This is a genomic window from Wolbachia endosymbiont (group A) of Bibio marci (genome assembly GCF_947251645.1).
Lineage (GTDB): Bacteria > Pseudomonadota > Alphaproteobacteria > Rickettsiales > Anaplasmataceae > Wolbachia.
This window is the reverse complement of the sequence record NZ_OX366364.1, coordinates 28,382-41,409: the sequence shown is the minus strand read 5'-3', so window position 1 is coordinate 41,409 and position 13,028 is coordinate 28,382. Positions and strand designations below refer to the sequence as shown.

At 35.1% G+C, this 13,028-nt stretch carries 14 protein-coding genes and 1 pseudogene; 5 read left to right on the top strand and 10 right to left on the bottom strand.

Annotated features, from left to right (window positions below; genetic code table 11):
- Positions 1-8: 8 nt before the first annotated feature.
- The gene (gene apaG / locus OPR48_RS00235) at positions 9-410 is read right to left on the bottom strand and encodes a Co2+/Mg2+ efflux protein ApaG (RefSeq protein ID WP_265026666.1); all 402 of its coding nucleotides are present in this window, start codon (positions 408-410) and stop codon (positions 9-11) included.
- 99 nt (positions 411-509) lie between these two features.
- On the opposite strand from apaG, the gene OPR48_RS00230 reads away from it, so the two are divergent.
- On the top strand, positions 510-1,574 hold the full coding sequence (locus tag OPR48_RS00230) for a 5-(carboxyamino)imidazole ribonucleotide synthase (RefSeq protein WP_265026084.1): 1,065 nt from the start codon (positions 510-512) through the stop codon (positions 1,572-1,574).
- Between the two features lie 255 nt (positions 1,575-1,829).
- Here OPR48_RS00230 and OPR48_RS07420 read toward each other — a convergent pair.
- The 5 genes and pseudogenes from OPR48_RS07420 to OPR48_RS00200 form a co-directional block, all read right to left on the bottom strand.
- Positions 1,830-2,693, bottom strand: a pseudogene (locus OPR48_RS07420) (transposase).
- Positions 2,694-3,170: 477 nt separating this feature from the next.
- Entirely contained in the window at positions 3,171-4,127 is a 957-nt protein-coding gene (locus tag OPR48_RS00215; protein WP_264735368.1) for an IS5 family transposase, read from the bottom strand.
- A complete protein-coding gene (locus OPR48_RS00210) occupies positions 4,112-4,249 on the bottom strand; it encodes a hypothetical protein (RefSeq protein WP_265026082.1) in 138 nt (45 codons plus the stop codon). The genes OPR48_RS00215 and OPR48_RS00210 overlap by 16 nt, the downstream gene beginning before the upstream one ends.
- 660 nt (positions 4,250-4,909) lie before the next feature.
- A complete protein-coding gene (pth, locus tag OPR48_RS00205; protein WP_265026081.1) occupies positions 4,910-5,458 on the bottom strand; it encodes an aminoacyl-tRNA hydrolase in 549 nt (182 codons plus the stop codon).
- Positions 5,458-6,069 (bottom strand): 50S ribosomal protein L25/general stress protein Ctc, encoded by a 612-nt coding sequence (locus OPR48_RS00200; protein WP_265026080.1) that lies wholly within the window; start codon positions 6,067-6,069, stop codon positions 5,458-5,460. The genes pth and OPR48_RS00200 overlap by 1 nt, the downstream gene beginning before the upstream one ends.
- Before the next feature lie 145 nt (positions 6,070-6,214).
- On the opposite strand from OPR48_RS00200, the gene OPR48_RS00195 reads away from it, so the two are divergent.
- Entirely contained in the window at positions 6,215-6,514 is a 300-nt protein-coding gene (locus OPR48_RS00195) for an ETC complex I subunit (protein WP_265026079.1), read from the top strand.
- Between the two features lie 51 nt (positions 6,515-6,565).
- On the opposite strand, the gene ftsL is transcribed toward OPR48_RS00195, so the two are convergent.
- Together ftsL and rsmH are read right to left on the bottom strand one after the other, a co-directional pair.
- Complete coding sequence (gene ftsL, locus OPR48_RS00190; RefSeq protein ID WP_250295957.1) at positions 6,566-6,871, bottom strand: cell division protein FtsL; 306 nt, start codon at positions 6,869-6,871, stop codon at positions 6,566-6,568.
- The gene (rsmH, locus tag OPR48_RS00185) at positions 6,868-7,812 is read right to left on the bottom strand and encodes a 16S rRNA (cytosine(1402)-N(4))-methyltransferase RsmH (protein WP_265026078.1); all 945 of its coding nucleotides are present in this window, start codon (positions 7,810-7,812) and stop codon (positions 6,868-6,870) included. The genes ftsL and rsmH overlap by 4 nt, the downstream gene beginning before the upstream one ends.
- Before the next feature lie 228 nt (positions 7,813-8,040).
- Here rsmH and OPR48_RS00180 point away from each other — a divergent pair, with 228 nt between their 5' ends.
- Positions 8,041-9,297: an MFS transporter gene (locus tag OPR48_RS00180; RefSeq protein WP_265026077.1), complete on the top strand. Its 1,257-nt coding sequence runs from the start codon at positions 8,041-8,043 to the stop codon at positions 9,295-9,297.
- Between the two features lie 27 nt (positions 9,298-9,324).
- Here the strand turns inward: OPR48_RS00180 and map are convergent, their stop codons facing one another.
- Together map and ftsA are read right to left on the bottom strand one after the other, a co-directional pair.
- A complete protein-coding gene (gene map, locus OPR48_RS00175) occupies positions 9,325-10,107 on the bottom strand; it encodes a type I methionyl aminopeptidase (RefSeq protein ID WP_265026076.1) in 783 nt (260 codons plus the stop codon).
- A 140-nt stretch (positions 10,108-10,247) separates the two neighbouring features.
- Positions 10,248-11,486 carry a cell division protein FtsA gene (gene ftsA / locus OPR48_RS00170; RefSeq protein ID WP_265026075.1) on the bottom strand — a complete coding sequence of 413 codons (1,239 nt, stop codon included), beginning with the start codon at positions 11,484-11,486 and terminating at the stop codon, positions 10,248-10,250.
- 138 nt (positions 11,487-11,624) lie between these two features.
- Here ftsA and def point away from each other — a divergent pair, with 138 nt between their 5' ends.
- Together def and OPR48_RS00160 are read left to right on the top strand one after the other, a co-directional pair.
- Positions 11,625-12,164: a peptide deformylase gene (gene def / locus OPR48_RS00165; protein ID WP_265026074.1), complete on the top strand. Its 540-nt coding sequence runs from the start codon at positions 11,625-11,627 to the stop codon at positions 12,162-12,164.
- The gene (locus tag OPR48_RS00160) at positions 12,154-12,975 is read left to right on the top strand and encodes a uracil-DNA glycosylase (protein ID WP_265026073.1); all 822 of its coding nucleotides are present in this window, start codon (positions 12,154-12,156) and stop codon (positions 12,973-12,975) included. The genes def and OPR48_RS00160 overlap by 11 nt, the downstream gene beginning before the upstream one ends.
- Positions 12,976-13,028: the final 53 nt, after the last annotated feature.

Sequence of the window (13,028 nt, the reverse complement as noted above, 5' to 3'; positions counted from 1 at the left end):
TTTGATAGTTAATGGGGTCTAGTGTTGACGTATGGACTATCCAAAGAAAAGGGTGGTATCATAACCTCAAAAATTTTTATGCTTTCTTCATTCAGAAATTCATACTTACCCTGCATTATTCCTGAAGGTGCATTTAAGTATGCTCCACTTGTGTATTTGAATACCTCTCCAGATTTTATCACAGGTTGTTCTCCGATAACACCAACTCCGGCAATTTCATTTACTTTTCCCTTATAATCTATTATTTGCCAATGACGACTTAACAATTGAATAGTTGATTGGCTTTTGTTTTTTATCTTAACGTTATACATCCATACATAGCAATTTTCATAAGGAATGGATTGCTCTTCAATGTAAATTGGTAAAACTGTAACTTCAACAAAGTTGGTAGTTAGTGTGTATTCTAGAATCATTATAGAATATTCATGATAAAAAGATGGTATTTTAATTATATACTTTTTTCATAGATTTTTCAAGTATACTTTAATTAGGAAATATCAATTTATAGTATGAATGAACCAGATGCGCTGAGCAAAAAAGTAATAGGAATAATAGGTGGTGGACAATTAGGTAAAATGACTGCTATCGCTGCAACAAAACTTGGACAAAAAACACATGTCTTTGCCAGTGCTAAAGACGATCCGGCTTGCTCTGTTGCTGATGATTTCACAATAGCAGATTTCTCTGATAAGAAAGCGCTTGAATCTTTTGCACAGAGTGTGGATTTGGTCACTATTGAGTCTGAAAATATTCCATGTAGTGCAATTGATATCGATGTAAATTTTTATCCGGGTAAAAAAGCGTTACACATTGCGCAAAATAGGCTTAGAGAGAAAGATTTCATTAGAAGCTTGAGTATAAAAACTGCTGAATACAAAAGTATACAAAATTATAATGAGCTACTGAAAAGCAGTAGAGCTTTTGGCTATCCAACAAGGCTGAAAACAACAGAAATGGGTTATGATGGAAAAGGGCAATATGTGCTTGAGAATGATTCTGAAGTGAAGCAATTTGCTTCCTTTGATTGGAATACAGAGTACATTCTTGAAGCAAGTGTTGATTTACTGAAAGAGGTTTCAATAGTCGTTGCAAGAGATAAAAACGGTAAAGTAGCTTTTTTTCCTATAGCAGAAAATTACCACGTTGATGGAATACTTGATACTTCAACAGTGCCAGCTAAAATAGATAGTAAATTAACTCAAGAGGTACAACGAGCTGCAAAGAAAATAGCAAATGCGCTTGATGTAATAGGAATTCTGGCTATTGAATTTTTTATTACTAAGGATAACGAATTGTTAGTTAATGAACTAGCTCCAAGACCTCACAATTCTTGCCACTGGAGCTTGGATGCATGTAACGTTAGTCAGTTTGAACAGCTGGTTAGGATAATATGCGGGCTACCTATGCAGGAAGTAGTATTACGCTTTCCTTGTATGACAAAAAATATAATAGGTAATGATATATATGATTCTCATAAGTATTTGAGCAACGAAAAAGCTAGTTTAACCATATATGGGAAAAAAGAGGTTAGAGATAAGCGTAAAATGGGACATGTCAATATAGATTTAAGTTAACAGTTTTTCTACGTCATACCGCCACAACTGTACGAACATTGTGATATGATGAGATGTTACATAGTAAACGATGTCATTCTAGCGCGTGACACACAACTTGTACAAACATTGTTATTTAAGCACACCAGGAAGGATGTCTCCCAGTACCTCTTTTCCCGTCATCCCGCTACGTGTTAGCGGGATCTCATTTCACTTTATGATGGCAGTGTCTCCTTCTCCCGTCATCCCAGTGCCCAGACACTGGAATCTACCGTCTTAAGAGTCAAGATAAAAATTGTTATTTTTTATCATGGCATTTAAACAAATGATAATTTTTCTCATGACAGCAACTAATGCAACCTTAGCAGCTTTGCCAGAATCAATCAAACGCTGCTTTCATTTTTCTGTTGTGGCGCATAGCAACAAGAGCTGACATGTATAGTGCTTTCCTTGCATCTCCTTTGATTTGAGCTTTGCCAACTTTTCTTCCACTTTCGCTAGTTTTAGGTGCAACTCCAACCAAGCATGCAATTTCTCTATTCTCTAATCTACCAAACCTCTGTCAGTAGAACGCTCGCCGTCTTTGACCCAATACCTTTATAGCTGATTAAAAGCTCATTTTTTCCTTTCAATTCAGCTATCACGTCTTCTATGTCTTGCCTAATTTCCTTCAATTGTTTTTCAGCAAACTCTATTTGTCTTTCTATATATTCTCTAGCTTTTCCCGTTGCATTTTGCAGACGACACTTATTTGCATGATTTAAATTACGCTCAACTGCTCCTAGCTCCTTTAATTCTTCTTGCTTTTGTACATCCTTTTACTTCACCGTTTTTACTGATAAATTCAGCGTATTTCTCCAGTAATTTAGCATCCAATTTGTCAGTTTTTGCGAAGTGATTGCAAGCTTTGGCAAATGCATATACCCGATTCGGGTGAGCTTTATGGACAGTTACCTTGCAACAATTTTACAATGAGCTTTTCATAGCCGCCGGTTTACACATAACTTGATGGGTAAATCGACTATATTTGTTTCTATAAACCCAGATATAGCACCATTCATGTTTGCTATGCGCTTATGCTTGCCGTTAATTCAATGTTCCCTTGGAAACATCTACTCCCATAAAATTTATTCTAGCCATTTTTTTACCTATAAATATAATCAATGCAAATGTTGTATACAGGATTGTAATTCGATCTTTTAGATCCACCTACCGTTCATACTACATTTTGCTTTAAGCCAGGAGTGTACTAAGATTCCAACGGTTTTTACCCAGACACAGTATCACTCCTTTGCTTATTATAGTCTTTTGACTCTTTTTAAGATACAATCCAGGTCTTTTTTTTTAGACTGGATCCTATCATAGGATGACAGAAGCAGACACTCCACATTGTCATTCCAGTGCTTTGACTACTTGGATCCAGCTGAGTTGGTGAGTATAAAAGTATAGCTAATGCGAGCTCTACGTCATGCCGCCGTGGTATCTCTTAGCCGCTAACACGTAGCGGGATGACGGTTGTCAGGGTGTCATCCAGTACCTTCTCTTGTCATCCCAGTGCCCAGACACTGGGATGGCTTTGTTGCATAGCACCTTAAGCAGTGATGGTTTACGACAAATTTATGTAATGATTTCAAATTTAGCCATACCAATATCAGTGAATTTGTTGAGCAAATAGCACTTAATTAGTAATTCTTTTTCACGATTTACTTCAGATTTATTCCTAAAGCTAAATCCAAATACTTGCTTCAACCTTGAGAAAAATCCTTCTATGTAAGATCTCTTTCCATAAATTGCTTCCTTTTTCCACTCTTTTACACCATCTTGTCCATATAATTTTATTAACCTAATAGCAGCATTTCTGTCAGACATATAATCTATTTTTGAATGTTCTGCTGCATCCTTTTTTGGTAGAACTTTTGTCTTTATATCGTATTTCTTACACAATTTATAAAGTTTGTGCCTATCGTATGCCCTATCTGCATATAATGCTTTTATTTTGTGCTGAAAATTAACTTCTTCAAGCAAATCGCAAGCTCCATAGTGGTCAGAGTAGACGCCATTACTGTATCTTGCAGCTATAGCTTTTTTACTATTCACACTTAACATAACATGTAACTTTCTTACTTGCTCGTAGCTTCGGTACTTTCTATCTGCACTGTTTTCCTTACTGTGGCCAGGAGTGTTACTGTAAATGCTGATACTTGTGCTATCTATGATAATTTCAATATTTTCCATGTTGCTTTTATCAACCCTGCAATCATTTATCTTAATATTAAGTTTTTTAAACCTTCTTGATGCTTGTGAATAGCTGATAACTGCCAAATTTTTTCCTATTTGTTGCAGATATCCTTTTATAAACCCCACCGTTTGTCTTAAACCAATTCTAAAAAGATTGACAATTATATGCACCAAAATTACGACTTTATCACTGTAAATATAGTTGCCGCCCTGCATTTTTGGACTATTTTCATACCAATTTTCGATAGCTTCATCGATGTAACGAAAAATATTTCCCCTTTTTTCAAGGAATTTGTTATATTCGTTTTGGTTGCTGACTTTCATTTTCTGTGGCATATTTTTTCTTCAACAGTTAAATGGTTATTTATAATGAATTTTGTCAGTAGCCACCAGATTTTTTCGGTTGCTATGCAACAAAGCCCACTGGGATCCAGGAATTTTATTAAGTTGGTAAGCATAAAAGTAGCCGTTTTATGTTAAAGTACAACGTTTTGATGATTATGAAAAAGCTGGATTCCAGTGTCAAGCACTGGAATGACACCCTTCACGGGCTCTTTTAGTCATAAATATTTAAGAAATTTACCAAACGAAAAAAAAGGCAAAAGAAGCCCCGTGGTTATTATCCGCTTTAAAATATTGGCGTTTTTTATGTTTTAAACGCTTGATAAGCAAGATTTAGCTGCTTTTAATTGCAACTAACTTACGCTGCAAATGTTTAAGAAATTTACTAAGCAGAAAAAAAGACAAAGAATCCCCGAGTTAGCTAGTCTTTTACTATCTCTGTCGAGTATTGGCATTTTTTGATGTCTTGTAACGCTTTATAAGCGCGTTCAGCTTATTTAGATAAAAATCTAGATGTAGATGAAGTTTTGTAAAGACATACAGTATCTATATACTGCAAAAAATTAAACATAAGACGCCGATACATTAAGTAATCCTTACCTTTTAATCTGCAGATTGGCGAAAGCAAACACAATAGCTTCAGTTTCATGATAAGGGGGCTGGCGAAGCTTGTCAAGGAAGTTTTTGTTTCTACTGAATGACAGTTGTGGCTTGGGAGGTAGTGCAAGAAATCTGTTATTTTAATTGTGTGAAATTTAGTTTTGTGTTTCGTAATATTATACAATCAAATTGATAAAAGCTGTATTATCTCCTTGCAGCATTAAGTGTATATTTTTCGCTATTTTCTCTACTAAGGGAGTAACATTATCAAAATTTGAAAATTTTGATAACACATAATCTGCTAAGCTTCTTTGATCTTCAGGTCTACCCACTCCAAATCTCAAGCGCCAATAATCGTTGCCAATAAAACTATCTATGGATTTAAGTCCATTATGTCCAGCAGAGCTACCACCTTTCTTTATTTTTATTCTTCCAAGTTCCAAATCAGCGTCATCGTGTATGACAACGATATTATCTAGCGACAATTTGTAAAAGTTTCGTATTTTTGCAACAGGGATGCCAGAATTATTCATAAATGAATAAGGCTTTATTAACATGATTTTATTATCATTAATCATGCCAGAGGTTATTAGATAATCGGCTTTTTTAGAGAACGACTGGAAATTCCAATATTTGCAGATTGTATCAACGGTGATGAAGCCAATATTATGATGAGTTAGCTCATATTGACTGCCAGGGTTACCAAGCCCAACTATCAGATGCACTATTCCTCTGTTTCTGCTTGAGGTTTTTCAACGTCACTATCGGCAGCAGAAATTGTAACAATGGTAAAATTTTCTTCTTCATGAGCTACAAACTTAACACCTTCTGGTAATTTTACATCATTAATATGTATAGACTGGCCAATCATTTTACCGGATAAATCAACTTCAATAACCTGAGGTATTTTATCAGGAGAGCATTTAACAGCAATAGAACGACACAAAACATTAATCACTCCACCTAACTTGATTCCTGGAGCTTTACTTTCATTCACAAATGATAGAGGTATGTCTATTTTAATTTCGCTGCCTTTATCAACAAATTGAAAATCAACATGTTGCACAGTATCCTTCACTACATGCAATTGGATATCGCGAACAAGAGCATATTCCTTTTTGCCCGAAATATTCAGCTCTATCAAATGTGCAGAAAGAGAGCCTGATTTATATTGCTTCGTGAATTCCTTTGCAGACAATGTCAAATTTACATTATCATGGCCCTTTCCATATATGATCCCAGGAATGTTTCCTTTCTTCCTTAGAGAATGCATCGCTTTTGTTTTTGTTATATCACGTAACTCTGCATTAATTGTTACTATTTCTTGTTGCGTCATTGGTTACTCCTATTCAGCTAATCCTTTTAATATAATTTAATAATAATATAACATAAAAATATTTATTTCAAACTTCATTCTTTCATACTAATTGTTTGTGAAAGGATTTATTTAGATATATATTTAAGCTTATTTAACAAGAACTATGGGCATTGATAATAAAGTAGTTTTTAGGATTTATAAACCAACAAGAACTGCAACACAATCTGGTTTAGGTAATACAAAATTCTGGCACCTAAAAATTGAATCTGGCTCTTACTACATTGAACCTTTAATGGGGTGGGTTGGCTCAAAAGATCCAAAAAAACAGATTGTATTAAAGTTTGATTCTCTTGAAAAAGCAGTATTCTACGCAAAAAAACGCAACGTTAAATACGTAATTGAAATGCCAAAAAATGTTAAGAGGCTGCCAAAATCTTACGCAAGCAACTTCATACTAAAGTAAGGTTTATTATGGTGTGCTTGTCTGTAAAAGGTAAGGCTTAGTATAACCAATTTAATTCTGGGTTTTAAGTTGTGCTAGCACGCTGCGGCCATTTAAAGAGTCAAGATTTTTAACCTGGCTAGCCAGTATTAAAGAGTTATTTTTCAGGTATTTCTTTACAAGGCTTGCAAGTCTTTTTGGATTATTCAAATAGCTCCATTCTGCTTGTAAAACTTTTATATCACTTTGTACTAAATTAATTTCACTTTTTATTTTTATTAGCTCTCTATTTAACGACTGAACATGTAATTTTACCTTAAATAGTCCTACAATGCTAAGAAAAAACATAACTATTGAGATGATGCAGAAAGTTCTCATGACAACCTCTGTATAGCTCTTAGTTTTGCTGAGCGTGAACGCGGATTTGCACTTACTTCTTCTATACTTGCTTTGATCACTTTTTTATTTAGAAGAGAGAATGTCTTGCAATCAGTAGCACATAAATCTTTAAAAAAAGTTTTGACTATACGATCTTCTAAGGAATGAAAGGTGACGACAATTAATTTGCCATTCTCACTTAAAATCTCAGATGCAGCTTTAATGCCCTTTTCAAGTTCTCCCAGCTCATCGTTTACCCATATTCTGATTGCCTGAAATGTTCTGGTTGCAGGATCAATTTTGCTTTTTCCACGGAACACCACAGAACGTACAATATCCGCAAGCTCAAATGTAGTTTTGATAGTTTTCTTCTTCCGTGCATTTACTATTGCTCTTGCAATTTTGCGAGAATGATGCTCTCCTCCGTAGTTATATATAGTATTTGCAATTTCTTCTTCGCGTAAAGCGTTAACAAACGTTGAAGCGTTTATATAAGAAGAGTTATCCATGCTCATATCGAGTGGGCCATCATGTAAAAATGAGAACCCTCTATCTCCATTATCAAGCTGCATAGATGAAACTCCGATGTCAAAGACCACCCCATCCACTCCGTTTGATGTCATCCCAGCATGTGACCAGTTATTTTTTCCAGTATCAAGTACTGGGATGACAGAAGATGACTCAACACTGCTTAGTATACTTTTAATATTACTAAACTTCTCAATGAATAGTTTTATTCTATCGGGATATCTAACGATTAAATCATCATAAAACTTAGTTACCGTTTCATCTCTATCAATTGCATATACCTTGCAATCAGCTGACTCCAATATTGCTTTGCTATACCCTCCAGCTCCAAATGTGGCGTCTACGTATATACCACCATCCTGCGGTGATAGTAGTGATAGCATCTCTTTTAACAAAACTGGAGTGTGTGTCATAGTGCTCCATCAAGAGACTCTGTGCATACAAATAAAAATAACTTCCCACTAAAACATGATATTTCATGGAAGTATATAGGCAATAATATAAAAATACTTGAATATAGTCAATGATATAAAAATATTAAGATTCAATAAGATACTATTATTAATATAATGTTCAAATTTTTCTATTATATAAAAAAAAGTAATGTATATTACTAAATACTAAACAAACTATAGAAAATTATGCAGCAAATAACAAAAGCAATATTCTCGAGTTTGATTTGTAACACTTTATTGTGGTATGACCACATGCTTTTTGGCCACTTAATAAACATAATAGGTGGTGTGTTTTTTCCATCGGATGATCAACTAACCAGCGTATTGAAGGCTTTTGGAGTGTTTGCAGTGGGTTTCTTAATGAGACCAGTCGGCGCTGCCATATTTGGTCACATTGGTGATAAGCATGGCAGAAGAGTTGCCTTATTGCTCTCGATTATATTAATGACTTTATCAACCGTATTAATTGCTTTTGTTCCAGGTTATCAAAGCATTGGAATACTAGCGTCAATGCTGGTAGTGTGTTTAAGGTTATTGCAGGGTATATCCCTTGGGGGAGAAGCAGGAAATGCACCATTTTTAATAGAACACGCTCCTAAAAACAAAAAAGGATTTTTTGGCAGCATTGAAGTATTAAGCGCAATTTTTGGTTCAGTATTAAGCCTGATAGCGGTACTCATATGCAAAAAAGTATCTGATTTTGAATCTTGGGGGTGGAGATTACCTTTCATTTTCAGTTTAGCAATGGGATTAATCAGCATATATATGAGATATATACTTGATGAAAGCCCAGAGTATAAAAGACAAAAAAATCCGTCTAAATTGCCATTAAAAGAGTTATTAAACAATTACAAAAAGCCTGTTCTAATATCAATAGGTATTGACTTGGTTGAAAATGCGTCTCTCTATATATATTTGGTATTTTTCAATGTGCTTACGAATAAAATATTAACAGTAAATACTCATTTTAATCATATAGTGGAAATACTGAGTCAAATTGCGCTTGGAGGATTGACAATATTATTTGCTATACTTTCTGATAAGATAGGAAGAGAAAAAGTTATGAAGTTTGCATTTATAACTTTTGTAATAGTAAGTTATCCAGTTTTTTCAATGTTATGTACTGGCGATTACTTGCTCACTTTTATGGCACACATTCTTTTTATAATTCCAATAGCTGCATCGCTTGGTCCTGTCAGTGCACTTATGTGCGAATTATTTCCAACAAAGGTTCGGTACAGCGGATTTGGTTTATCAAGAAATATAGCTGCTGGATTTTTTGGTGGCCTTGCACCATTTATATGCACAACAATTATCAAGGTTACAGGACAAGAGACTTCAGCTAGTTTTTACATGATTTTCTGTGCATTAATTGGGCTAGTTGCTATATCGCAAATTAAGGGTGAGCTTTCTTCAAAATCACCCAAAGTAAACCAAGTATAGTTGCAGTATAGCAGAATTTAAAAAAATCTAATTATAAGGTGGGAAATGCCAATTCTTAGGTGATAATGTGAATATTTCAGCACCATCTTTTGTTACTCCAATCGTATGCTCAAATTGAGCAGAAAGTGAAAGATCGCGTGTTGTTACTGTCCAGTCATCGAGTTTACTGAGCAGAGTCTCATGTTTTCCAGCATTAATCATTGGCTCTATTGTAAAAAACATACCTTCCTTCAAGACGAGATTTTCATCTTGATCATAGAAATGCACTACATTCGGTGGAGCATGAAAGACTTTTCCTATACCATGTCCGCAGTAGCTGCGTACGATAGAATATCCAAAACCTCTAATATATTTCTCTATAGCAAGCCCTATTTCATTTAGCTTATTGCCGGGCTTAACTTGTTTAATTGCTTCCATCAATGCATTATAAGTAGCGTCACACAAACGTTTTGCTTTTATTGATGGCTTGCCAACCCAAAACATGCGACTTGTATCACCATGCCAGCCATTTAAAATCACCGTAACGTCAATATTCAAAATATCTCCATCTTTAAGCGGTTTATCATCGGGAACACCATGGCACACAACTGCATTTTTTGAAGTGCAAATTGATTTTGGATACCCCCTATAGTTTAGTGGTGCTGGAATTGCACCTGCATTAATTATAAAGTCATGACATAGATCATTTAACTCACTAGTTGTCACCCCTACCTTTACGTATGGTGCAATGAAATCAAGAGTTTCAGCAGCAAGCCTGCCAGCCTTGTGCATAAATTCAAAATCTTCTTGTGAGTGTATAGTTATGTTCATATTTTCCATGTCTTATTGTAATTGGTGATCTTTTACGCTTACTCGCAAGTACATAAACATAATAACTTTACATATTATAAAAATAAGTCCTATGGATCCTAGTGTCAAGTCATTTGTATGACAAGTGGTAAAACAGAAATCTAGACTGTAACTTTTGATTTAACCCAATTATACAATTTACTCATTTTACCATCCTGACCTAAAATACCAGAATTATTTTTATAAAAAGTGTCAACTATTAGCTTTATAGAACCTATAGCAGCAGAAAATACGGGATTTTTATTATACTCGCCATCAAGGCCACTAAGAGATTCAGGGCACCCAATTCGAACTTGTTTATTGAATATATAGCCTGCAATTTCCTTCATGCTTGTGAGTTGACTAGTTCCACCTGTGATCACTACTTTATTAATTGGATCTTTCTGCTCTTGAAATTGCTCTCTTACCATTTCAAGTATTTCTTCAACTCTTGGTCTTATGATGTTAATAAGCTCAGATTTGAATACTTGAGTAGGTTCATCATTTTCGTTGTTTTGCACTGTAATGTACTCATTCTCATCTATTGAAGTTACGATAGTGCTACCATACAGTATTTTTATATACTCTGCACGTTCTATGCTTGTGCATAGCCCGTAAGCAATATCTCGAGTGATATGAACACCACCAATTGGAACGCTGCTTGCATACACAAGTTTCCCTCTTTTGAAAATTCCAATTGCAGTGCATCCGCCTCCTATATCAACAATAGCAGTCCCGAGCTCTTTTTCATCTCCACTCAGACAGGCAAGACCTGCAGAATATGCAGAAGCAATACAACCTGCCATATTTAATCCACCATTATTGGTAATACAGTTTTCAATATTGGTAAGCGCTGGACGCGAAGCAGTGACAACATTAACATCAGCAGATAGTCTTTTTCCGTACAATCCACCAACCTCTTTTATGTCAGTCATGTCATCTAAGTGATATTTCAGTGGTATATTGTGAATGATAACATTGTCTTCAATATATTTCTCAAATGTTTGAAAAACTACACGTCTTATATCACGCTCAGAAATCTCATGGTTAGCTGCAATAATTTCATTATGTACATTGAAAGATGAGATGCCACATCCAGCAATGTTCACATATATCTGGTCTATAGTTTCTTCTGATACTTGCTCAGCTAAACCTATAGTTGATGAGATGGAGTAATTTGCGTATTTTACATTAGTTATCGACCCACCGTTTACACCTTCTGCAATCTTATAACCCGTTCCTGTTACTTTATAGCTGAAGTTGCCATTTATCTTAACAATTAGACAAATAATCTTTGTTGTACCTATGTCTAAAACAGCAAAAACGTTTCTCTTTGGTTTTGCTATTACTGCAGAGTACATTAGTTAACCTTATTACGCAATTTCATTTAAATTGTAGCTTTCTTTAATAATTTATATTTCTATTATAGATATAGCAACATTTTAATATACCCTAAATTCTGGACAAAAGGAAAAACAAAACATAGAATTATAATTTTTATGTCCATATTACCAATTGTAATTGCTCCTGATGAAAGACTAATCACACGTGCCAGTGAAGTAACAGATATAAACGATAAAATTAAAGAATTAGTAAATGACATGTTCGAAACTGTGTACGATGCAGAAGGTCTTGGCCTTGCTGCAGTGCAAGTTGGAGTGTTAAAGAGAATTTTTGTTATGGACATTCAGCTAGAAACAATTGAAAATGAGCCAGCAGGATATGAATCAACTGGCAAATTTTGCATGATTAATCCAGAAATTACGGGATTATCCGATGAACAAGTGATTCTCAAAGAAGGGTGCCTTTCAATTCCAGAGCAAAGCTATGAAATTAAGCGTCCAAAGTATTTAACTGTGAAATATAAAGACTTAGATAATGAAGAACAAACACTAAAAGCTAGTGGTTGGCTTGCAAGGTGTATTCAGCATGAATTAGATCACTTAAACGGCATGTTATATATTAGACATTTATCTAAGTTGAAGTATGATATGGCCATGAAAAAAGCACAGAAGGTTAAAAAGCATTATGAGCAATGAAGACCTAGAATTATTAAAATTCTACCATGAAGTGGGCGTTGATTGCACACTAACAGAGGATGAAGAGGAAAAAAAGTTGGAGAGCAAAGAGAGTGTGCAACCCTCTGTTATCCAAACTGGGACCCAGAAGAAAGATGCAGATACGCGCTGGAATGACACTAAAGATGGGAAAGACATGTTTCCAAGTGACTGGATAATTGAAGCAAGGAAACTTGCAGGTAAATGTAGTAGTGTGGATGAATTAAGAAGTGCAGTTGAATCATTTGAAGGTTGTGAGATAAAAAAAACTGCAACTAATACTGTTTTTTCCGATGGTAATCCAAACGCAAAAATTATGCTCGTTGGTGAAGCTCCAGGGGCAAATGAAGACCTTCAAGGCATACCATTTTGTGGTGCAAGTGGAATGTTGCTCGATAAAATGTTAAATGCAATCAATCTTGATCGCACTAAGGTATACATAAGCAATACTGTATTTTGGCGCCCACCTGGCAATAGAAAGCCAACCGACCTAGAGCTTGATATGTGCAGACCATTTGTTGAGAAGCATGTTGCACTGGTTTCACCGCAAATTCTAATTTTGGTCGGGGGAATTGCGTGTTATAGCCTTCTTGACAGCACAAAAACTATATCGAATTTGCGTGGTAGATTTCATACGTACACTAACCAATATTTGTCCAATTCAATCACCACAGCCGCTATATTTCATCCAGCTTACCTACTTCGCCAACCGGCACAAAAACGTTTAGCCTGGGAGGATTTGAAGAAGATTAGGGAGTATCTTGATAACACCAATAACTGCACAAATACCTAATAAAGTGGTAGACCTCTTGCATAGTTTTTTGCAGCATGTTAACAATCGTTAGA